This is a genomic window from Arthrobacter sp. 05N429, assembly GCF_056397045.1.
On the sequence record NZ_JBFTMQ010000006.1, the window covers coordinates 181,363 to 204,579 of the forward strand.

Consider the following 23,217-nt stretch of genomic DNA (forward strand, 5'->3'; position numbering starts at 1 on the left):
TCGCCACCGGGCCGGTAGCTCGATTCCGACTACTTGGTTTTGGAACCCGGAGCCCGGCAAATTCTGAGTACACCTGCGTAGCCCAGGGCTCGGCACCGCGCCGGGAATCGAGTAGCACTTACGCATCCCGAAAATTCGCCACCTCCATATGTTGGACCTATCGGTAGTCAATACTTTGATTGCGAAGGTCTCTCTCATGTTTCAGCAAGAAGCCGGCCTGCCTGCGGGCAGCGGCAGAACAGATGTGATTTCAGCCGCCCAACGTCCGGGGAAGGGGTGGCACCAGAAGCACTACACCCGGCACAAAACCGTCGCGGATGTAGTAGCCGCGCTCACCTCGGGAACCGGCTGCGGGGCAGTGATTGTGGGGGAACACGGGGCTGGCAAGTCCTTTATTGCCCAGCGGGCCCTGGAACAGCTTGGTGACGAGTTCCTGGTGGTCCAGGTCCGGGGCAGTTCCATTTCCTCCAAGCTTCCCTACGGTGCACTCAGCGTGCTCCTCAACGAACTCGACGCCTCCCACCTTGAGCACCCGCTGATGGTCCTGCGTGGCTTGACCCAGCTGCTTCACACCCGCGCCCAGGGCCGCAACGTCGTACTCTTTGTCGATAATGCCCATGACCTCGATGAGCTCTCCACGATGATGGTGGCCCAGCTCTGCGCCGGCGGGCATGTCCTGCTGCTCGCCGCGTGCGTTGACCTGCCCAATCTCGGCAGCGACATCATGGGGCTCTGGAAAGATGACCTGTTGCGCCGGGTTGATCTTGGCCCCTTCGACTTCAGCGAGACGGTGGACAGCCTCGCGCAGGAATACGGCGGACATTTCTCCCATACCGCGGCACGCGCCCTCTGGAACGCCAGCGGCGGCAATGCCCTCTTCCTGCACTCCTTGGCCCGGGAGCAGATCAAGCTGGGAATCATCGTCCGCCATGAGGATTCCTGGGTCCTTGGAGACAGGCCCGTTGCCCTGGCGGGCGAGATCCGGGATGTGCTCAAGGCCCGCCTGAACCGGCTCAGCCCGGGCCAGCGTGATGTTTTTGAGCTCTTGTCGCTCGCCGGAGCGTTGCCCCTGCAGACCCTGATGAACGTATCGAAGGCGCAGGACATCGACACCCTCCAGGAACGCGCCCTGATCCGCGTCAGTCATGACCACCCGCCCATGGTGAGCATCGCCAACCCGGTCACTGCGGGCATCGTAGCCAGCGTGGTGCCGCCCGGGCGCAGTGCCGAGCTTCGCCGCCGGCTGGGTGCCGTGCTGCAGGACCTGGACCTCGACGAATACACGGGATCCACCGCTGTGGCATGGGCACTCGACTGCGGAGAAGAAGTGGATCCCCATCTGGCCCTGGCCGCTGCACGCCTCGCGAACAAGGCATCCGATCCGCAGTCCGCCCTGCGGTTCGCCCGGGAAATTGCCGGGCGGGAGAAGCTGGCGGACGTGGCCGTCGAATCGGCCCGGGCATTTATCTCATTGCACAATGACGAAGCTGCCCGCCGCATTCTGACGGACGTCGAACTCCGGGCCGGTGACGGCCTGGCACTGGATGAATGGGCCTCACTGCATCTCCTGTGGGCTGAACTGGACAGGCGCAACCCCGCCGCGGCGGCAAGTGCACTGGCCCGGCTGCAGGAGATCGAGTTGCGCCTCACGGTCTCCGGAGACGCCGGGACGGGGCCGGGGTCGGTGGCCGAGCAGGTCCGCCTGGCCTATGCCGGGCTGGCCGCCTTCGAAGGCCGGTATGGCGATGTCCTGCAAATGTTCCAGGATGCGGATCCCACGGACCTGGGCAGCGAAGCCAAGATCATGGCCGCGAGCCTGTTGTGCGAGGCGAAAGCAGTCACCGGGGACGTTCTCGGCGCTGTGGCGCTGGGCCGGCAAGTCATTATTGCCGCCGGCTTCCTGGATCTGTCCGACAGTTCGATCCGCGACATCCGGGGACGGTTCCTGCTGCTTCTGCTGTTGTCGGCAAAGTTCCGGGAGGCCGCGGAGTTCATTGCGGGCACATCGGAAGCCTCGGACGAGCAGGCGAGGCTGGGCGGCATGTTCGAGATCGGGCAGGGGATCGTCGACCTCCACCGCGGTCATCTCACCGCGGCGGTTCAGCGCCTGCAAAGCGGAGTCTGGCAGCTGAGGGTGCAGGATCGGGATGCTATAGCCGGACTCGCAACCGCAGCCTGTGCCTATGCCTACGCACTCCAGGGGGATGAGGAAAAAGCCGGGGCCCTGTTGGTGGACGTCGAGGAGCCGCAGCCCCGGGCGTCGTGGCTGGTGAACCGGATCACGCGGTTCTTCGAGCTGTCTGCCAAAGCGGAAATCGGTCAGAAGACCGAAGTCCTGCGCGCGCTGAAGCTGGAAGCCGACATTGACACCGAAGCCTCCGCGCTTGCGACCGGGCTCCAGTTCCTCTCGGCGGTGGCCCGGCTGGGGGACCGTCAGGCAAGCCAGAAACTCAGCGGCCTTGCCGACCAGGTCACCGGGCACTTCGCAGGCCTGTGCTCCCGGCTTGCGGAAGGGTTGAAGGATTCCGACAGCGAGGAGTTGCTGGCGACATCCAAGGACGCCGATGCAGCCGGCCACGCGATCTTCGCCAGGGATGTGACCAGGAAAGCGGTCAGCTTCGCCAACGACGCCGGGAACCGCATCTCCCTCAGGATGGCCCAGCGCACGCAACAGTCCCTCGAGGACCGCTTCGGCAACCCGAGGAACGGTGTGCTTTCCCTGCTCACCTCCACACTTACAGCCCGGGAATCCGAGGTGGCAGTGAGGGCGGCCGCGGGGACCTCCAACCGGAAAATCGCAGACGAAATGCATGTTTCTGTCCGCACGGTTGAGGGACACCTGTATCAGGTCTACGCGAAACTGCACGTCGCGAGCAGGTCGGAACTCAAAGATGTCATCTCCGGACCAGTGGAACACGCTCGCCTCGGCTGACCGACCCGGCCACCTCTCCTCCGGGCGGGCCTGGACCCGCCGCACCGCAGGAAGGGCCACTAGTGGAAAGCCTGACTGAGTCCGCCACACTGGTCGGCCGGTCCGGCGTCGTCAAGGACATCCTGAGATGCCTGCGCGACGGCCGGACGTCCGGCGCCCTCATCGTCGGCAACCCGGGCGCCGGGAAGACCGCGGTTTCCAGGGCGGTCATCCGGGAGCTCCGGCCGCACACGGCCTTGATTCGACTCGCAGCAACACCGGCATTGTCAGCCGTGCCATTCGGCGCCCTGTCGCCCTACCTCGGCCAGCTGCCCGCCCACGACCTGGACTCGTTCTCCGCCGTGGTCAAGGCCGTCACCGACAGCATCAAATCGCAGTCAAGCAAACCGCTCTTCGTGATCGACGACGCCCAGTGCCTGGACCGCGGTACGACGCAACTTGTCGCGCAGGCCGTAGCCACCGGTTCTGCCAACATACTCGCCACCTGCCGGCCGGGCTTGCTGATCCCCGAGGAATTCCTGGCCCTCTGGGATGACGGGATCGTGGCGAAGTTTGACCTGGAACCGCTCACCAGGGCCGAGGTGCACCAGCTCTGCGAGCAAGTGCTCCGCGCCGATGTCTCACCCTGGGCGACCGCAATGCTGGCGGAGGCCTCCGCCGGAAATCCGTTCATGCTGCTGTCCCTGATCGAACACGCACGGAACACGGGTGCGTTGGGACTGCGGCACGGGATCTGGTTCCTGCTCTTCCGTCCCGGGTTGTCCGAGATCCCGGTCGCTGACCTCATAGGCCACGAACTGCGGTCGATGTCGCCGGAGGAAAGGACGGCGGCCGCCATAGTGGCACTGGCGGGACCGCTTTCGCTCGGCCAACTGCTGGGATTCGGCGGCCCGAAGGCTGTCGACGCTTTGGAGAGGGCAGGCATCATCCACGTCTCACGGGGCGCCGACCGGACGGCCCGTCCGGCGAGTCCCCTGATCGGAGAGATCATCCGCCGCTGGGTTCCGGCGGGCAGAAGCGCCGGATTGCGTGCCAGCTTCGTGTCGCTGCCGCCGGGGAACTCTGTGCACCCGGAAGCCTTCCTGAACCGGATTCGGTGGGCACTGGACTGCGGGGCCGACGTTCCGGCGGAGCAGCTCCTCAAGGCGGCCCGCTCTGCCAACGTCGCACTCGATGCGCAGACCGCGCTGAGAACCGCCGAGGCCATTTCCGATGACGACGTGATTCCCGAAGCGCGTTTACACATGGCCTATGCGCGGTACTTGCTGGGCGACGGCGACCAGTCCGCCAAATTTCTCCAGCTCGCGGAACATATTCCCAATGAAACCTCCCGCTACCTGGCGGCGCTGTTGTCCGCCCGCCTGCGGGGGCGGACAAAGCCGCCGGTGGCCGGTGCCGCCCCTGCCGTCGCCGGTATTCCCGCCGGAACACCCGACGTCGGCCATCTGCGCGGCAGCCCGGGCGCCTTCCAGCGTGAGGCCGCCGTAGGGCCATCGTGGTTGGATATGGCACCGATTGCCGTCGCGGCCGGGATGGCCGGCAGCCAGCTGCACAGTGGACAGGAGGACCGTGAGGGCGGGCTAAGCCAGCTGGTCGTGGCCGCCGGCGAGCGGCCCGAAATCAAGATCCCGGCGGAATCGCTGCTCGCTGAGCTGCTGTGTGCCAAGGGCAGGACGGTGGAGGGTTTGGGGCTGGCCCGGGATGCCTGGCAGGGGGCGCAAAGCGCCGGCATGGCCATGCCGCTCGTCTACGAAGACCTCCTGGTGCGCTACAGCCTGAGCCTGAACTGGGCGGGGGAGTGGGAATCGCTCGCCGCGACCCTCGATGAATACGAGGCCCACTACCCTTCGAGGCTCCTGCTCAGCGGTGGCATCCTGCACTTGATGAGGGGCCTCGCCCGCGTCCGCCAGGGGCGCATGCCCGAGGGCATTGCCGAACTCGTTCTCGGGGTCGAGGAACTCACGATCGCCGATCCCTGGGAACTGCTGCCCTTTGCCCATTCCGTGGCAGCCTACGCGGCGTCTGTCGTGGGCCATACCCGGGAGGCGGAGGAACATGCGACCGCTTTCCGGCTCTCCCGGTACCGCGGTCCGGGTGCTGTCCCGCTGCTCGCCGAGGCCTACTCAACCGCGGCCGGCGGAGCACCCGGCGGGGCTGGCGACGTCAGCAAGAGGCTCGCGGGCCTTGCCGCTGAGGCGAAACGCCAGGGGCTGCGGGGCATTGAGACCGACATCAGGCGGCTTGCCGTGCGCCGCGGAGACACCCAGGCCGCGGACGGCCTGGCCGTCAGCAGCCTCTCGGTGGAGGGACGGGAGGCCGGAATGCTGCACGACTATGCGCTCGCCGTAATGAATGCCGACGACGCCGAACTGGTCCGGATCAGCGACAAGGCGCTGCGTGGCGGCTATGTGCTGCTTGCCCTCGAGGCTGCGCAGCAAGCGGAACGGTGCCTGGCTGAAACCACGGACAAGCGAAAACTGCTATCCGTCCAGCGCAAAATCCAGAACCGGATGACCGCCGCCGGGATGGCTGCCCATATTGACCTCGTCCGTCCCGAGCAGGATGCGGAACTCACCGCCAGGGAAACCGAGATCCTGGACCTGGTGTCCGGCGGTGCCACGAATGCCGAGATCGCCAGCAAGCTCTGTGTGTCCCAGCGGACCGTGGAAGGACACCTCTACCGTGTCTTCGCCAAGCTGGGCGTCAGCCGCCGGGTCGATCTCATCGACACGGGAGGCGATTCGCACCGTCCCTGAAGTCCTCGGCGGTGCCCCAGCTGAGCCGGCTGCAGAATCCGTGGTGCCGTTCCGTGGGATGATGGATAGTAGTCCATTTGACCCGATTCGAGGAGGCCAGCGTGGCTTTTGTGCCCACGTCAGAGTCCCAGGCCCTGCTGACGCCTGCACTGACCGACGAAGAGGTGCTGCGGATCCGCAATGACTTCCCCGTGCTTTCGCGGTCCATGGGCGGGCACCCCCTGATCTATCTGGACTCCGGGGCGACCTCGCAGAACCCGCTCAGCGTCATCGAAGCCGAGCAGGAGTTTTACGAGCAGCGCAACGCCGCCGTTCACCGTGGTGCCCACCTGCTGGCGGTCGAAGCCACGGACTCCTTCGAGAATGCCCGTGAAACGCTCGCTGCCTTCCTGGGCGCGGCGGCCGATGAGATTATCTGGACCTCCAACGCCACCGAGGGCCTGAACCTGCTGAGTTACGCGTTCCTGAACTCCTCCCTGCCTGGCGCGGCTGCGCCGGCGGCGCAGTTCGCCCTGGGCGCCGGCGACGAGATTGTGGTCACCGAGATGGAGCACCACGCAAACCTCATACCGTGGCAGCAGTTGGCTGAGCGGACTGGCGCGACCCTTCGCTTCATCCCCGTCGACGACGCGGGCGTACTGGACCTCGAAGCTGCCGGCGGCATCATCGGCCCGGCCACCAGGGTCCTTGCCTTCAGCCACGCCTCAAATGTGCTGGGCACGATCAACCCCGTCAAGAAGCTTGTGGCGATGGCCCGCCAGGTGGGGGCCCTCACGGTGCTGGACGCCTGCCAGTCCGCGCCGCACCTCCCGCTGGATGTGCAGGACCTCGGCGTCGACTTCGCGGTCCTCTCCGGACACAAGATGCTGGGACCCACCGGCATCGGCGTGTTGTATGGCCGGTCCGAATTGTTGAACGCGCTGCCGCCGTTCCTCACCGGGGGATCGATGATCACCACGGTGACGATGGAGCGCGCGGCGTTCCTGCCTGCCCCGCAAAGGTTCGAAGCCGGGACCCAGAAAGTCTCCCAGGCCATCGCACTCGCGGCCGCAGCGAACTACCTCACGGAGACGGGGATGGACCGTGTCCACGCCTGGGAATCGTTGCTCGGGCAGCGCCTTGTCGAAGGACTGGCGTCCATTCCCGGCGTGCGTGTCCTCGGCCCGGCTCCGGGACAGGAACGGATCGGGCTGGCGTCCTTCGACGTTGCCGGCGTGCACGCGCACGACGTCGGGCAGTTCCTGGACAGCAAGGGCATCGCAGTTCGGGTTGGCCACCACTGCGCGCAGCCGCTGCACCGCCGTCTGGGGCTGACCGCCAGTACCCGGGCCAGCACCTACCTGTACAACACAACGTCCGAGGTGGACGCGTTCCTTGCGGCTGTCGCCGAGGTCCGAGCCTACTTTGGAGCCTGAGGACTTTATCGCATGAGCCTTGAACAGCTGTACCAGCAGATCATTCTGGAACACGCGAAACTGCGGACCGGCAGCGGACTGGCGGAGACACCGGTACCGGCAGGGGCGTCGTCCGGGCAGTCCCACCAGCTCAATCCCGTCTGCGGGGATGAGATTACGGTCCGGGTGGCGGTGTCTGAGGGAAAGGTCTCCCAGTTGCGCTGGGACGGGGAAGGTTGTTCGATTTCCATGGCCTCTGCGTCGGTGCTTGCCGACCTTGCCGAAGGGATGGACGTCGGCAATCTCACCGAGGTGATCGGCAATTTCCGCGACGTCCTGCGGTCCCGGGGGAAACTCGCCGCGGATCCGGAAATCCTCGGCGACGCATCAGCCTTTGAAGGCGTTTCGAAATACGCCGCCCGGGTGAAGTGCGCCATGATTTCCTGGGTGGCCGCCGAAGACGCCCTTGCCCAGGCGCTGGCACCCGGCACACCAACACTTTAGCCAAACAGGAACCGGCCGGAGCCCAGTAAGGGCTCCGGCCGGTTCTGCGGAAGGCCTGCGGGCCGGGGCAGATCCCGGTTAGCCGAACAAGCCCGCGATCCCGATGGCCGCTGTCGCCGCCCCGAGCAGCAGGGAGATGCTGACCAGGACGACGTGGACGGTGAGGAAGCGGGTGGCTTTGCCGTTCGCGTCGCGGGACCTTGGATCCTTCATTACCCGGCGCAGGAACTGCGGCCAGACCGCCAAGGACCACACGCCGGCCACGATCAGGACGACGGCCAGGACGGCCGGCAACTCCATGTGCTAGTGGCTTTCGAGCCAGGCCTGGGCCTGGGTGGACTGGATGTTCAGGGCTTTGCCCACCATCGGTTCGGCCGCTTCGGCGATCTTGCTGCCCAGGAAGGGCACCGAGGACGTGACGGTGCCCTCAAGCTCGATCCGGGTGCTGCCGCCGTCGGCGACGAGGCGCTGGACGGCATTGACGTCCAGCGGGGCGCCGGAGACCTTCAGGGTGATGTTGCTGAGCCGGGAGCCGTCCGCTGCGGGGGCGTCCCAGGTCTCGAGCTGCGTCACCTTGAGGCTTTCGCCGACGAACTTCCGGGCCAGGTCCGGCATCCGGGTCGTCGGGATGGTCCGCACGGTGGTGGTGCTGAAGGCGCCGGCCGTGTCGCCGTCGACGGCGAAGGATTCCAGGGTGCCGCCGACGAGCTCGCTCGTGTGGCGCAGGAAGTCCTCATTCACGAAAACCGCGGTGACTCGGTCAACGCTGTGCGGAAGGTTGGTGGATGCGCTCAAGGCCATTGGGGGTCCTCCATGGGGTGGAACTGGTCGTTTCGGGCTCCAAACATCCTACGCGGTGTGTCCGGCAGGCTCCGATTCGAGATCCTGGAGGTCCTTCGCCGCGGCCGTGATGTTGCGTGACATGGCCGGGAAGATCAGGCTGTGGAAGGGCAGAACCGCCAGCCAGTACAGGCGGCCGCCGAGTCCCTTCGGAAAGAAGATCGCCCGCTGGCGGTAACGGCTGCCGGTTCCGTCGGGCTCCACTGAGAGCTCCAGCCAGGCCCTGCCGGGGGCCCGCATTTCGGCCCGCAGCCGGAGCAGCCGCCCGCGCTCGATCCGCTCAGCGCGCCACCAGTCCACCACTTCGCCTTCGGCCAGCAGGTGCGGGTGCCGCCGGCCGCGCAGCAGCCCCGCCCCGCCGGTGAGCTTGTCCAGCCAGCCGCGGACGCGCCACGCCAGCGGCAGCGAGTACCAGCCGTTGCGGCCACCGATCCCCTCGATGATGGTCCACACGTGCTTCGGGTCCACCGCGCTGGAGTAGGTGCGTTCGTCGAGGTACACGCGGTGCCCGGCCCAGTCCGGGTCGCTGGGGAGGGGATCGGCGTCGGCCCCGGCGTTGGACCAGGTTGTCTCCACTTGGCCGTCGCGCTCTTTGCCCAGCGCGAGGGCCACCGCGCGGCGGTAGGGCGTCAGTCCGCCCTCGGGCAGCGGGATGTACGAATCGATGTCGTGTTCGCGGGAGACAGCGTCGTGCTGGAGGGACTCCACGAGCGGCAGGGACATCTGCAGCGGAATCGGCGTAACCAGCGCCACCCAGAGGCCGGCGAGTTTGGGGGCGGGAACGGGCAGGGCGAGGACCCACCGGCGGGGGAGGCCGGCCTCGGCGGCGTATTCCTGCATCATCCCGGCGTAACTGAGAACCTGGCGCGATCCGATGTCAAAAGTGCGGTTGATCGGGCCTTCGAGTGCTGCGGCGCGGACGAGGTAGTGCAGCACATCGCGCACGGCGATCGCCTCGATCTTGTTGCGCACCCAACTGGGGGCGGGCATCACCGGGAGCGTGTCCGAGAGGTGCCGGATCATCTCGAACGACGCCGACCCGGAGCCGATCACAACGCCGGCCTGGAAGACGACGGCATCCACCGGGCTGTCGAGGAAGACCTTGCCCACGGCTTCCCTGGACCTCATGTGCGTGGAAAGTCTGGCGGTGGATGGGTGCAGGCCGCCCAGGTAGACGATCCGGCCCACGCCCGCGTCGGCTGCGGCCCGCGCCGCGGTCCCGGCCATCGCCTTTTCCGTGGCCTCGAATCCTGCCCCCGCTGCCATGGAATGGACCAGATAGTAGAGAACGTCAACGCCGTCCAGGGCCGCGCGCAGCGCGTCGCCGTCGTCGAGGCTGCTCTGGACAACTTCGACGTCGTCGAGCCACGGCACGCCGGCGATCTTGGCCGGCGTCCGGACCAGGACCTTGACGGTGTGTCCGGCCTCCAGCAGCCGGGGGACCAGCCGTCCTCCGATGTAGCCGGTCGCGCCGGTGACGAGCACCGTTCGTGGATTGTCGCTCATGGAGTCTCCTCGGTGGGTGAACAGCCTTGGACAGCAAGCTTAGCAATCGCCGGAGGCGGTCGGGTTGGCCGGGGCGGGCCGCCTCCTGCGCCCCTCTGCGCGCCCAAGTCCCACCATGCACACGGAATAACACATCTCTCTCCTCCACCCTCAGGTTCCCGCTGGCTCACGGGTCCCAAGAATTTCCAAAGGCCTCACGACAAGGCTGTGGCCATCCAGTGAACCGAGCGACCACATTGAGGGGGGAGCCGGTGCGACTCGATGGAGGTATTCAAAATGGGGAAACATCGCAAGATTCGAGGGAGGGAAGGCAACCTCCCGCTGCGAGGGAAGGCACCGGGGGTCAGCCGCAAAGTCGCGGCCGGCGCCCTTGCCCTTCTGCTCAGCGCCGGGGTTGTCCCGTCCGTGCTGGCGCCCGCAGTTTCCGCAGCGCCGACCGGCCAGGGATTCACGCTCAATGCAGGCGATATGCGGTTCATTCTGAAGCAGATCAAAATCGCTGAAAATCACGCCACCAAGGAGGACGCCGACGGCAACGACGTGCCGGGCCAGCCGCTTATGGGCCCCGGCCCCAACCAGATAGCCAACCCCCTGCTGCCCTACGGTCTCCGGACGGTGGACGGCACGGAGAACAACCTGGTGGCTGGCCAGAACGACTTCGGCTCCGCAAGCCGGGTGTTCCCCCGCCTCTCGGATCCTGAGTGGCGCACGACATCCAGCGGGCAGAGCTACAAGTCTGTGAATGAGACTGTCACGGACACCACTCCGCGCTTCGTCAGCAACGTGATCGTTGACCAGACCGCGACCAACCCGGCCGCCGTCGCAGCTTCCGGCCAGGCTCACCGCACGGTGAACGACAGCCCGACGGCGGTGCCCTGCGATGGTGCAGGACTGCCGGAAAACTGTGTGCCGGAGGGCGCGACTCTTGACATCCCGAACGTCACAACCGACTTCGGGCTCTCGCCGCCGTACAACGGGATGTTCGCGCTGTTCGGGCAGTTCTTCGACCACGGCGTGGATTTCACCAAGAAGACCAAGAACTACGTCATGATGCCGCTGGCCCCGGACGATCCGCTCTACGTTCCAAACGGGCGCTCGAACTTCATGCTGCTCAGCCGGGCTGAGAACCAGGCCGGTCCCGATGGGATTCTGGGTAACGCGGACGATGTCCAGGACGCCACCAACACCGATTCGCCGTGGGTGGACCAGAGCCAGACCTACGCCTCCCACCCCTCCCACCAGGTGTTCCTCCGGGAATACGTGATGAACGAGAACGGCGACCCGGTTGCCAACGGCGAGCTGATCGAGGGCGAACCGGGCGGCATGGCCACGTGGGCGGACCTCAAGGAGCAGGCCCGCGACGTTCTCGGCCTCGAACTGTCTGACGTTGACGTCGCGGATATCCCCAAGATCGCCACCGACCAGTACGGCCGCTTCCTCCGCGGACCCAACGGGCTCCCGCAGTACGAGACCGCCACGGGCCGGGTTGAAGGCAACCTGACCACACCGGTAGCACCGCCGGCCAACGTCAAGCGCATCGGCATCGCGTTCCTGGACGACATCGCGCACAACGCGGCGCCGTTCAACTCGCAGACCGGTGCTCCACTGACGGCCGACACCGACACCGATCCCAACCCCGTCAACGTGCCGGTCGCGCCGGGCACCTACGACGACGAGCAGCTGGCAGCGCACTTCGTCGCCGGCGACGGGCGCGTCAACGAGAACATCGGCCTGACGGCGATCCACCAGGTGTTCCACTCGGAGCACAACCGGCTGGTCGCTTACATGCAGGACCTCGTCACGACGCAGAACATCGACGTGAGCGAGTGGAAGCTCCCGAACGGCCAGTGGAACGGTGAACGACTCTTCCAGGCAGCACGCTACGTCACGGAGATGGAATACCAGCACATCGTCTTCGAGGACTTTGCCCGCAAGATCCAGCCCGGTATCAACGGCTTCAACGTGTTCACCCAGTCGGACACCGGAATCGACCCCGCGATCAAGGCAGAGTTCGCCCACGCCACCTACCGGTTCGGGCACTCGATGCTGACCGAAACGATCGACCGGAAGACCAACAACGGCACCGACATCGGAATGCCGCTGCTGGACGCCTTCCTCAATCCCACGTCCTACTACTCCAACCCGGCGGGAGATCCCCTGACCCCGAAGCAGGCCGCGGGGGCCATCGCCATGGGCATGACGGACCAGGTCGGCGCTGAACTCGACGAGTTCGTGACCGACACCCTGCGGAACAATGTCCTGGGCCTGCCCCTGGACCTTGCCTCGCTGAACCTGGCCCGTGGCCGGGACACCGGCATCCCGTCCCTGAACAACTTCCGCTCCCAGCTGTACAAGAGCACCGGCGAGTCCTCGCTGAAGCCGTACACCAGCTGGGTGGATTTTGGCCAGAACCTCAAGCACCCGGATTCCGTGGTGAACTTCATGGCAGCCTACGGCACCCACCCGACCATCACGGCCGCGACGTCGATCGTTGACAAGCGGGCGGCCGCCCAGCGGCTGTTCGACATGGACACGACGGATACCCTGACCCCGGCGGACTCCTTCGAGTTCGTCAACAGCACGGGCGCATGGGACGGGGCTACCCCCGAAACGTCCACCGGCCTGAACAGCGTTGACCTCTGGGTGGGCGGGCTCGCCGAGTACCAGAACCTCTTCGGCGGACTGCTGGGCTCGACGTTCAACTACATCTTCGAACGCCAGATGACGGATCTCCAGGACGGGGACCGCATGTACTACCTTTCCCGCACCTCGGGCCTGAACCTGCGGACCCAGCTGGAAGGCAACTCCCTCTCCGAGCTCATCATGCGCAACACCGACGCCGCGGCCCTCAAGGCTGACGTATTCGGCGTCGCGGACTGCGAGTTCGAGATGAAGAACATCACGGCAACCACCGGAAACTCGGTGGCCGATGATCCGGCCTCGTCCTGCGACGAAGCTGCGCTCCTGATGCGGATGGCGGACGGCACCATCCGTTACCGCGTCAGCAACAGCGTCGACCGTGCCGGGCTCAACGCCCAGTCCACGTTCAACGGCCGGGACGACGCGGCCCCCCAGGATCCCGCACTGGCGGGGGACAGGATCTGGGGCGGCATCGACAACGACACCATCTGGGGCAACGGCGGCAACGACATCATCGAAGGCAGTGATGGTGCCGACGTCGTCCTCGGCGGTGAAGGAAACGACCGGGTGACTGACTCCCACGGCGACGATGTCCTCAAGGGCGGACCCGGCAACGACGCGATCGACGCCGGACCCGGCCTGGACATCATCATGTCCGGTGAGGGCGACGACTTCTCCAACGGCGGCCTCAACAGCAACGAAACGTTCGCTGGTGAAGGCAACGACCTGGTCCTCTCCGGCGACGGACCGGACGCAGTGTTCGGCGGCGGCGGCGATGACTGGCAGGAAGGCGGAAACTCCAACGACCTGCTGCAGGGTGACAGCGGCGCACCGTTCTTCGACGACATCAACGCTCCGGGCCATGACGTCCTGATCGGTGATTCCGGCGAAGACGACTACGACGCCGAAGGCGGCGACGACGTAATGGTCGCCGGCCCCGGCATCGAACGCAACCACGGTGTCTTCGGCTTCGACTGGGTCACACACGCCCGCTCGATCGAGCCGGCCGATTCCGACATGCGCCAGATCATCGTCGACGGGCCCAACGCCCTCAAGGACCGCTTCCTCCTGGTTGAGGCCCTGTCGGGCTGGGACAAGGACGACGTGCTCCGCGGCGACGACGAGGTTCCGTCTGTTCCCAACACCGAAGTCAACGTCGAAGGCCTGACCAACGAGCTGGACGCGGCTGGCATTGCGCGGATCAGCGGCCTGGCTGGGCTTCTCCCCGAAGGTGCCACCACCTTCGGCGCCGGCAACATCATCATCGGCGGCTCCGGCAGCGACGAGATCTGGGGCAACGGCGCCGATGACATCATCGACGGCGACAAGTGGCTCAACGTCCGGCTCAGTGTCGTCAACGCTGCGGGGGCCGAGGTCAGGACCGTCACGACCCTGACCGAACTCCAGGCCGACATCATAGGCGGCAGGATCGATCCCGGAAATGTGAAGATCGTCAGGGAGATCCTCTCCAGCCCGGGCGCATCCGATGTCGACACGGCCGCGTTCTCCGGGGCCATGGACGAGTACGACATCAGCACCGTCGACGGCGTCACCACCGTGACGCACGTAGGCGGCAGGGCCGAAGATGGCACCGACCGGATTACCAACGTCGAAAGGCTGCGGTTCTCCGACCAGACCATCAACGTTGTCCCGGAACCGGTCGTGGCACCTGCTGCACCGGCTGCGCCCACCGCAGTTGCTGGCAACAGGACCGCGACTGTGAACTTCGCGGCACCCGAGGGTGCCGAGACGCTCAACATCGTGGTCCGGACCGGCAACACCGACGTCAGGACGATCGAAGGGATCGCCGCCACGGAGACGAGCCTCGAGGTGGTAGGCCTGAACAACGGGACGGCCTACAACTTCCAGGTTGTGGCAGTCAATGAAGGGGGCCCCAGCGAACGGTCCGCGTCATCGAACGTAGTAACGCCGGCGGCTCCTGTGGTTAGTCCTCCGGTATTCGTTCCGCCGGCGGTGTCCCCGTTCACGGATGTGCCGACGTGGCGTACCTTCTACCAGGAAATCGCTTGGCTCGCGGACCAGAAGATCACAACGGGCTGGGACCTGGGGAACGGCGTCGTGAAGTTCCAGCCGTCCTGGGAGGTCCAGCGCGACCAGATGGCAGCGTTCCTCTACCGGAGGGCTGGTTCGCCGGACTACACGGCACCGGCGGTGTCGAAGTTCGCGGACGTACCCACCTGGCACACCTTCTACAAGGAGATCTCCTGGATGGAAGCTCAGGGGATCACCGAGGGATGGGAAGAGGGGCCCGGGGTGGTCACCTTCCGTCCGAGCCAGACTGTCCAGCGCGACCAGATGGCGGCGTTCCTCTACCGGGTGTCCGGTTCGCCGGACTACACGGCACCGGCGGTGTCAAAGTTCGCGGACGTAGCCACCGACCACACCTTCTACAAGCAGATCTCCTGGCTTGAGTCACAGCGCATCACCACCGGCTGGGACCTCGGGAACGGTGTTGTAATGTTCCGTCCCAGCTGGGGAGTCCAGCGCGACCAGACGGCGGCGTTCCTGTACCGGATGAAGTACCCGCCGGTTCTGTAGCAACGGCGCACCACTGAACACAGGAACGGGCTCCGGGCAACCGGGGCCCGTTCCCGCGTCGGCGGGCCGGCGCGGTAGGCTGGGAAGCCCCGGGATTCCCACGAATTTCGGCTATTCGTGTTGCCTGCGTTTCCGTGATCCCTTCAGGAGCAACAGCTATGAGCCTCAACGGCCCCTCTCTCACCGGTCTGCGCCGTGTCCTCGCCGAAGACCGGAACTACGCCCGCGTCCGGGCCGAAGCATCCCGCGGTTTCGCCGCCCGCAGCGAGGACTATCAGATCAGTGCCCCCGCCGGGCTGCGCTCGGCGCTGCTCGCGGAGATGGCGGACGGCCTCACCGCCCTAGCGGAAAACACAGCGGAAGGTACCGCAAAAGACGCAGCCGACGGCAACCGCCTGGCGCCGGTGGTCCTGGCCATCACCGCCACCGGCCGTGAAGCCGAAGACCTGACGGAAGCACTGCGCGCTTTCCTGCCGGCCGACGCCGTTGCCGAGTTCCCCAGCTGGGAAACCCTCCCGCACGAACGGCTTTCACCGCGCTCTGACACCGTGGGCCGGCGGCTGTCCGTCCTGCGCCGCCTCGCGCACCCCGAAACGTCCGCCGTCGGCGCCCTGCGCGTCGTCGTGGCGCCCGTCCGGGCCGTCGTGCAGCCGATCGTCGCCGGCCTGGGCGAGCTGGTTCCAGTCACGCTGAAGGTCGGCCAGGACGCCCCGTTCAGCAGCGTCGTCAGAAGCCTCGCCGAGGCCGCCTACGCCCGCGTGGACATGGTCACCCGGCGCGGTGAATTCGCCGTCCGCGGCGGGATGCTGGATGTCTTCCCGCCCACCGAGGACCACCCCATCCGGGTCGAATTCTTTGGTGACGAGGTGGACCAGATGCGCTGGTTCGCCGTCGCGGACCAGCGCTCGCTGACCGCGCCCGGGGTGCACCACCCCACCGAACTGCACGCCCCGCCGTGCCGCGAAATCCTGATCACGCCCTCCGTGATGTCCCGCGCCGCGACGCTGAAATCACAGCTGCCGGCTGCCGCGGACATGCTGGAGAAGATCGCCGGCGGAATCACCGTTGAGGGCATGGAGTCCCTGGCCCCCGTGCTGGTGGACGCCATGGTGCCGTTCCTGGACCAGTTCCCGGCCGGCTCGATGGCGGTCGTGATCGAACCCGAGAAGGTCCGGACCCGCGCCCACGACCTTGCCGCCACCAACGAGGAATTCCTTGAGGCCGCCTGGTCGACGGCGTCCGACGGCGGCACGGCCCCTCTGGACCTGAGCTCCGCGGCGTCTGAGGCCCTGCACTCCGCCAGCTTCCGCTCGCTCACCGAAACCCGCTCCGCGGCCCTCGAACACGAGGTGTCCTGGTGGTCCATCACCTCGCTGGCCACCGACGAGGAACTGCTGCCCGACGTCGACGTCCTCAACCTGCACGCCCGGGAACCACGCGGCTACCAGGGCGACGTCGCCGAAATGATGGACTTCATCGGCTCCCACGTGCGCGAACAGTGGCGGATCGTCGTCGTCACCGAAGGTCCCGGCCCGGCCCAGCGCCTCGCCGAACTCTTCCACGACAACGACATCCCGTGCGCCCGGGTCGACTCCCTCGACGACGAACCCCAGGCCGGGCTGATCGAGGTGACCACGGCCGCCGTCGGACGCGGTTTCGTCCTGGAGCCGCTCAAGCTTGCCCTGCTCACCGAGGCTGACCTGCTGGGCCGCACCTCCGCCGGTTCCACCAAGGACATGCGCCGGATGCCATCCAAGCGGCGGAACGCCGTCGACCCGCTGCAGCTCGTGTCCGGCGACTCCGTGGTGCACGAACAGCACGGCATCGGCCGGTTCGTGGAACTGATCCAGCGCAAGGTCGCCGGTGGCGGGGACGGCGTACGCGAATACCTCGTGCTCGAATACGCGCCGTCCAAGCGCGGCGCCCCCGGCGACCGGCTCTTTGTGCCCACCGACCAGCTGGACCAAGTCACCCGCTACGTGGGCGGGGACACCCCGGCGCTGAGCAAGATGGGCGGCGCGGACTGGGCCAGCACCAAGTCCAAGGCCCGCAAGGCGGTCAAGGAAATCGCCGGCGAGCTGATCCGGCTCTACTCGGCCCGGATGGCGTCCCGCGGCTACGCGTTCGGCCCGGACACCCCGTGGCAGCGCGAGCTTGAGGAGGCGTTCCCGTATGTGGAGACCCCGGACCAGCTGACCACCATCAATGAGGTCAAGGCGGACATGGAGCGGGAGATCCCAATGGACCGGCTGATCTCCGGGGACGTGGGCTACGGCAAGACCGAGATCGCGGTCCGGGCTGCTTTCAAAGCCGTCCAGGACGGCAAGCAGGTCGCTGTGCTGGTGCCCACCACGCTGCTCGCCCAGCAGCACTATGAAACCTTCACCGAACGGTTCTCCGGCTTCCCGCTGGTGGTCAAGCCGCTGTCCCGCTTCCAGGCAGCCAAGGAAGCCAAGGAGACCGCCGAAGGGGTCAAGGCCGGTTCCGTGGATGTGGTGATCGGCACCCACCGGCTGCTGTCCAAGGACTTCGCGTTCAAGGACCTCGGCCTCGTGATCGTGGACGAGGAGCAGCGCTTCGGCGTCGAACACAAGGAGGCGCTCAAGAAGATGCGCACCAACGTGGACGTGCTCGCCATGAGCGCCACCCCCATTCCCCGGACCCTGGAGATGTCGCTGACCGGCATCCGCGAGACGTCCACCCTGGCCACCCCGCCGGAGGAACGGCACCCGGTGCTGACCTACGTCGGCCCGTACACGGACAAGCAGACTTCCGCCGCGGTCCGCCGCGAGCTCATGCGCGAGGGCCAGGTGTTCTTCGTGCACAACCGGGTCTCCACCATCGACCGCACCGCCGCGAAGATCCGTGAGCTCGTCCCGGAGGCCCGGGTGGAAGTGGCGCACGGGCAGATGTCCGAGAGCCGGCTCGAGCAGATCATTGTGGACTTCTGGGAAAAGCGCTTCGACGTCCTCGTCTGCACCACCATCATCGAGACCGGGCTGGACATCTCCAACGCCAACACGTTGATCGTGGACGGGGCGGACAAGTACGGGCTCTCCCAGCTGCACCAGCTGCGCGGGCGGGTGGGCCGCGGCCGCGAACGCGCCTACGCCTACTTCCTGTACCCCTCCGAAAAACCGCTGGGCGAAGTGGCACTGGAACGGCTCAAGGCCGTCGCCACCCACAACGAGCTCGGCGCCGGCATGCAGCTGGCCATGAAGGACCTCGAGATCCGCGGCGCCGGAAACCTGCTCGGCGGGGAGCAGTCCGGCCACATCCAGGGCGTCGGCTTCGACCTCTACATCCGCCTGGTCGGCGAGGCCGTGGCCGATTTCCGGGGCGAGGCAGAAGAGAAGGCCGCCGAGATGAAGATCGAGCTGCCGGTCAACGCCCACCTGCCGCACGACTACGTGCCCGGCGAGCGGCTGCGCCTGGAAGCGTACCGCAAGCTCGCCGCGTCCATCACCTACGATGCCATCGATGAAGTACTCGCCGAACTCGTGGACCGCTACGGCGAACTGCCGCTGCCCGCGAAGAACCTGATCGACGTCGCCCGCTTCCGGGTGGGCGCCCGCGAGGCCGGGCTCAGCGACGTCGCCCTGCAGGGCAACTTCATCAAGTTCTCCCCGGCCCAGCTGCCCGAATCCAAGCTCATGCGGCTCACCCGGATGTACCCCGGCGCGCAGTCCAAGCCCGCCCTGGACGCGGTGCTCATCCCGAAGCCCAAGACCGCCCGGATCGGCGGCCGCGACCTGCAGGACGCCGAGATCCTCGAATGGGCCAACGGCGTCATCCGCAACATCTTCTCCGACTCCGCCGTATCTGCCACACAGTCGGTGAAGTAAAAGAATGATGGGAGGACACCACGCCGCGTCGGGCGCCGCGGCGTGGGTAGCCGTTGCCTCGACCGGGCCATACGCGCTGGGCTGGTACCCGCTGGACTCCACCGGGATTGTGATCGGCGGGATGGCGACGGCGGGCACGGCCCTGGTCTGCGACTGGGACCACCGCTCCAGCACGGTCGCGCACTCGCTGCCGCCGCTGTCGAACGTGATTGCCGTCGGGATCGAAAACGTCTCCGGCGGGCACCGGCAGGGGACCCATTCCCTGCTGGGGGCTGCGTTCTTTGTGCTGCTTGCGGCGCTGGCGGGGCAGTTCCAGCTGCAGACAGGGTGGGGGCTGCTGTCGGTCGGCGCGGGGCTGCTCTGCATGTTCATGATCAACATCGCAGCCAAGGCCCTGAAACTCTTCCCGAAGTACGGCTGGATCAGCAACTGGGTCTTCGCCCTCACCATGGCAGGGCTGGTGACCTGGTTCGCGCCGCACCAGTGGACGTGGCTGCCGGTCTCGATGCTGATTGGTGTGCTGGTCCACATTGTCGGGGACATGATCACCACCGGGGGAGTGCCGCTGCTCTGGCCGGTCGTGATCAAGCCGCCGAAGCTCCTGCGGAAACTGCCGCTGCTCAGGAGTGTCTGGAAAGCCAACGGGGCGTTCTCGATCCCGCTGCTGGGCCGGGCAGGGTCACGGCGGGAATGGTTCGTGCTGATCCCGGTCAGCGCTTATGCCATGATCGGCATGTTCGGCGCGGCGCTGGCGCTGGCCGAAGTGCACTGGCCGGCCGCCGTCGCATTGGGAACGGGGCTGGTCAACAGCCTGTTCGGTCTGCTCGCCGCCACGTAGCTGCGCACGGTCCAGGTTAAACGACTGAAGCCCCGGAGATCCGGGGCTTCAGTTCTTTAGGGGCAGGTGGCGCTTAGCTTTCGCCGGCCGAATCCGAGCGGCCGGTGATGGTCTGCGGAATCCAGAACGCCAGGGCGAACAGGCCCAGGCAGACGGCCATCGGCCACGGGTTGCCCAGCGTCAGGAAGTTCAGCGAGTAGATGGACGCGAGGAAGAGGACCATCATCAGAGCGAACAAGATGATGCTTGAACCGAGGCTGTTCTCGTTCTGCGGCGTCGTGGCAGTGGTGGTCTTGCTGGACATTCGTTCCTCCTCGGCCCCGTGGGGCTCAAAACTGTGGCTGCTGCGGTGGTTATCGGATAGCAGTCAGTACGCGGACGAACCCTGTTCACCCTTGACGATCGCGATGCCGGAGCTGGCGCCAATACGTGTTGCACCTGCAGCAATCATAGCCTGTGCGTCGGCGAGCGAACGCACGCCGCCCGAGGCCTTGACACCGAGGTCCGGGCCCACGGTGCGGCGCATCAGCGCGACGTCGTCGGCCGTTGCGCCGCCGCCGTTGAAGCCCGTGGAGGTCTTCACGAAATCGGCGCCGGCCTCCACAGCGGCCTCGCAGGCCAGTACTTTCTGGGCGTCATCCAGCAGTGCCGTTTCGATGATGACCTTCAGGATGGCCCCGCCTTCGTGCACGGCGTCGGCGACAGCGGTGATGTCATCGACCAGAGCGCCCTTGTCGTTGGCGCGGGCAGCGGCGATGTTGATCACCATGTCGACCTCTTCGGCGCCGTCCAGCACGGCGCCGCGGGCCTCAAAAGCCTTGACGTCGCTCGGAGTGGCACCCAGCGGGAAGCCGACGACGGAGCACGTCAGGACTCCGGAGCCCTTCAGGGCCTTCTTGACCGTCTTGACCCAGACCGGGTTCACGCACACGGACTTGAAGCGGTACTCGGCCGCCTCGGCGCACACCTTGAGAACCTCGGCCTCGCTGGCCTCCGGCTTGAGCAGGGTGTGGTCGATGTACGAGGCAATATCGCCGGTGTTTTCGGAGGAGGCGCTACGGTCGGTCGCGGCGGCTTCGTTGCTCATGGTGGTCCCTTTCCTGGCGGGTCTGGGACGGGGTTGTCCCCTGAGTTGTCCCTCTGGGAGGCCTTATGGGCCTGCAGACACCGCATGCTTCGTGGCTTCTCAGGTGTCCATCTTGCCATAACAGGCCTCCCGCCGGAGGGCAGGGGCCAGGGTTCAGGCAGCGTCCGCGAGGCTTTCGGTCAGACCGGCCTGGAGCAGCTGGGAAGCGCAGACGGACGCCGCGGAAGAGGCGGCCACCAGCAGTCCCAGGCGGACGCCGTCAAAGACAGCGGCATCCCCGATGGCCCAGATTCCCGGGACCGAGGTGCGGAAGTTCCGGTCGATGACGATTCCGCCCTGGCGCGCTGTCTTCAGTCCCGCACTGACAGCCAGGGCGTCCCGGGCAATCGGTTCCTCGGCCAGGACCACCAGGTCCGCAGCCATGCTGGAACCGTCCTCGAAGACGACTCCGGCGGCGGGGAGCGGGGAGCCTGCGAGCGTGGGCACGACGGCGGCCGGCCGCTGCGTCGTGCGGACGGGACGGACCCCACGGGCGCGCAGCACAGCCTCGGCCTGGCCGGCGGACGTTCCAGTTCCGACGAGGATGCCCACCGGACGCCGGCCAAGGACGCGGGTGACATCCTTGACGGCCTCGCCCAGCCCGGCGGCGTCGTCGATGGTCGCGTAGTTCAAGCACCGGCCCTCCCCTGCCAGCGGCGCGGCCGCGGGGGAGGACCCGGTGGCGATGACCAGCTGGTCGTAGCTGAACTCCAGTCCGTCGGCGGTGGTGACGTAACGGCTGTCCGGGTCGATGTAGCTGGCCGGCTGGCCGAAGCGGACTGAGACCTGTTCCAGGGCGGCTAGCTCCAGGAGTTCGTCGGACGCGTCATCCCGGTTGCTGAGCACAGTGACTGCGCCAGCGAACGGGGTCAGCGTGAGCTGGCGGACCAGGGCCTGCGCTGCCGGGCCGGCCCCGGCGATGACGATCCGGGGCCGGGCCTGGGAATCGGCGGGATCGGCGGAAACGGTGGAGATGGCGGACATGGTGGGGCCCTTTCGCTGGTGGCCGGTGGTGTGGCCTGACTGCTTGATGACCCCAGCGTAGGCGGACGATCTTTCCGGCGTGTTTCCCCGGTGTTGCAGGATTTTCGCAGCCCGTTCGCCAATGTTTACCCGCCAGTAATGGCGTGGATCACACCCGGATCCGGTAGCCGCGCTTCACCACGGTTTCCACCAGCCGGCCGTCCGGCAGGGCGGAGCGCAGCCGGCTGACGGTCATGTCCAGGGCATGGACGGAACCGCGGAGCTCCAGCAGTTCGGACAGCGACTCACGGGACAGTACGGCGCCGCCGGCGCCCAGCAGCGCCCGCAACAGCAGCAACGGGGCGGGAGCCAGTTCCACGGCCTCGCCGTCGATCCGCAGCGACCGGCCACGGAGTTCCACGCGGCCGGAGGACGTGTCCAGGCGGCGGACGTGGTTCAGGGCGAGGTGCTCGACGACGAGCCGGATCAGGGCGCCCATCCGGAACCTGTCCGGGACCAGCGGCTGCAGGCCGGCATCGATGAGCGGCTGCGCCGTGATGGGGCCGACGACGGCGGTGGCCACGGTGGTCTTGAGGCTCTCCACCAGCTGCTTGTACAGGCCCATCTCGTGCGCGGTACTCCACATCGCGTCCACGGCAGGGGCGCTGGTGAACGTCAGCACGTCCAGGTTCCCGCTGCAGGCGGCCTCGATCAGTCGCGGCAGCCGGTCCGCGCCGTCGGGCTTGACCCAGCGGTACGGGGTGACGGTCAGGACCGTGGCCCCGGACATGCGGAGCCGTTCGAGCTGGCGGACGTCGGTGTAGCCGTGCAGTTGCACCGCGACGGTCTTGCCGCGCACTCCCTCGGCAAGGAGCATGTCCACCAGCGTGGCGGTTGTTTCGTCGCTGCTGATCCCGACGTCGGCCAGTCCGGCCGCACGGACGGCGCCGCGGGCCTTGGGCCCGCGGACGAACATCCGGGTGGCGCCAAGGGTTTCCAGCAGCTGCTCGCCGATCCCGAAGGTATCCGCGGCCTCGCACCAGCGCCGCATGCCGTAGGCGGTGGTGGCGATGCAGAGATCCGGCCTGGCCTCGATGATGGCGCGGGTGTCCTCAATCAGGCTCAGGTCCTCCTGCACCGGGGCGATCTTCAACGCCGGCGCATGCAGCACCTCGGCGCCGCGCCGTTCCAGGGCCTCGATCAGGTCCTGGGAACGGCGGTGCGAGGTCACGCCAATCCGGAAGCCCTCCAGCGGCAGCTCCGCGGTCTCCGGGAGAGCCTCCGCCACGGGTTCCGGCGCTGTTTCCGGCGCGG

At 66.9% G+C, this 23,217-nt stretch carries 14 protein-coding genes; 7 read left to right on the forward strand and 7 right to left on the reverse strand.

From position 1 onward, the window contains the following. Positions 1–196 precede the first annotated feature (196 nt). The 4 genes from AC1DF4_RS12730 to sufU all read left to right on the forward strand — a co-directional run bounded on the left by AC1DF4_RS12730 (position 197) and on the right by sufU (position 7,586). On the forward strand, positions 197–2,932 hold the full coding sequence (locus AC1DF4_RS12730; protein WP_476913229.1) for a helix-turn-helix transcriptional regulator: 2,736 nt from the start codon (positions 197–199) through the stop codon (positions 2,930–2,932). Between the two features lie 62 nt (positions 2,933–2,994). Next, complete coding sequence (locus tag AC1DF4_RS12735; protein ID WP_476913230.1) at positions 2,995–5,688, forward strand: helix-turn-helix transcriptional regulator; 2,694 nt, start codon at positions 2,995–2,997, stop codon at positions 5,686–5,688. 101 nt (positions 5,689–5,789) lie between these two features. Next, positions 5,790–7,103 (forward strand): SufS family cysteine desulfurase, encoded by a 1,314-nt coding sequence (locus AC1DF4_RS12740; RefSeq protein WP_476913231.1) that lies wholly within the window; start codon positions 5,790–5,792, stop codon positions 7,101–7,103. Positions 7,104–7,115: 12 nt separating this feature from the next. Beyond that, positions 7,116–7,586, forward strand: coding sequence for a Fe-S cluster assembly sulfur transfer protein SufU (sufU, locus tag AC1DF4_RS12745; protein WP_476913232.1), 471 nt, complete (start codon positions 7,116–7,118; stop codon positions 7,584–7,586). Positions 7,587–7,664: 78 nt separating this feature from the next. On the opposite strand, the gene AC1DF4_RS12750 is transcribed toward sufU, so the two are convergent. Genes AC1DF4_RS12750 through AC1DF4_RS12760 form a run of 3 tightly spaced genes read right to left on the reverse strand, consistent with a single transcriptional unit; the run spans position 7,665 to position 9,932 of the window. Next, positions 7,665–7,886 (reverse strand): SCO4848 family membrane protein, encoded by a 222-nt coding sequence (locus tag AC1DF4_RS12750; protein WP_441405820.1) that lies wholly within the window; start codon positions 7,884–7,886, stop codon positions 7,665–7,667. A 3-nt stretch (positions 7,887–7,889) separates the two neighbouring features. Continuing rightward, positions 7,890–8,387 (reverse strand): DUF2505 domain-containing protein, encoded by a 498-nt coding sequence (locus tag AC1DF4_RS12755; protein ID WP_476913233.1) that lies wholly within the window; start codon positions 8,385–8,387, stop codon positions 7,890–7,892. A gap of 48 nt (positions 8,388–8,435) precedes the next feature. After that, the gene (locus AC1DF4_RS12760; RefSeq protein ID WP_476913234.1) at positions 8,436–9,932 is read right to left on the reverse strand and encodes an SDR family oxidoreductase; all 1,497 of its coding nucleotides are present in this window, start codon (positions 9,930–9,932) and stop codon (positions 8,436–8,438) included. A 276-nt stretch (positions 9,933–10,208) separates the two neighbouring features. Between AC1DF4_RS12760 and AC1DF4_RS12765 the strand changes: the two genes are divergently transcribed. From AC1DF4_RS12765 to AC1DF4_RS12775, 3 genes are all read left to right on the forward strand, one after another. Further along, positions 10,209–15,131: a peroxidase family protein gene (locus AC1DF4_RS12765; RefSeq protein WP_476913235.1), complete on the forward strand. Its 4,923-nt coding sequence runs from the start codon at positions 10,209–10,211 to the stop codon at positions 15,129–15,131. Positions 15,132–15,289: 158 nt separating this feature from the next. Continuing rightward, the gene (gene mfd / locus AC1DF4_RS12770) at positions 15,290–18,976 is read left to right on the forward strand and encodes a transcription-repair coupling factor (RefSeq protein ID WP_476913236.1); all 3,687 of its coding nucleotides are present in this window, start codon (positions 15,290–15,292) and stop codon (positions 18,974–18,976) included. A 4-nt stretch (positions 18,977–18,980) separates the two neighbouring features. Next, complete coding sequence (locus tag AC1DF4_RS12775) at positions 18,981–19,814, forward strand: metal-dependent hydrolase (RefSeq protein WP_476913237.1); 834 nt, start codon at positions 18,981–18,983, stop codon at positions 19,812–19,814. A gap of 73 nt (positions 19,815–19,887) precedes the next feature. Here AC1DF4_RS12775 and AC1DF4_RS12780 read toward each other — a convergent pair whose 3' ends face one another. The 4 genes from AC1DF4_RS12780 to AC1DF4_RS12795 form a co-directional block, all read right to left on the reverse strand. Next, the gene (locus tag AC1DF4_RS12780; RefSeq protein ID WP_476913238.1) at positions 19,888–20,118 is read right to left on the reverse strand and encodes a hypothetical protein; all 231 of its coding nucleotides are present in this window, start codon (positions 20,116–20,118) and stop codon (positions 19,888–19,890) included. Between the two features lie 63 nt (positions 20,119–20,181). Next, positions 20,182–20,901 (reverse strand): deoxyribose-phosphate aldolase, encoded by a 720-nt coding sequence (gene deoC, locus AC1DF4_RS12785; protein WP_476913239.1) that lies wholly within the window; start codon positions 20,899–20,901, stop codon positions 20,182–20,184. 153 nt (positions 20,902–21,054) lie between these two features. Next, positions 21,055–21,924 carry an FAD-dependent oxidoreductase gene (locus AC1DF4_RS12790; RefSeq protein WP_476913240.1) on the reverse strand — a complete coding sequence of 290 codons (870 nt, stop codon included), beginning with the start codon at positions 21,922–21,924 and terminating at the stop codon, positions 21,055–21,057. A 148-nt stretch (positions 21,925–22,072) separates the two neighbouring features. Next, positions 22,073–23,191 (reverse strand): uroporphyrinogen-III synthase, encoded by a 1,119-nt coding sequence (locus AC1DF4_RS12795; RefSeq protein WP_476913282.1) that lies wholly within the window; start codon positions 23,189–23,191, stop codon positions 22,073–22,075. Between the last annotated feature and the right edge of the window lie 26 nt (positions 23,192–23,217).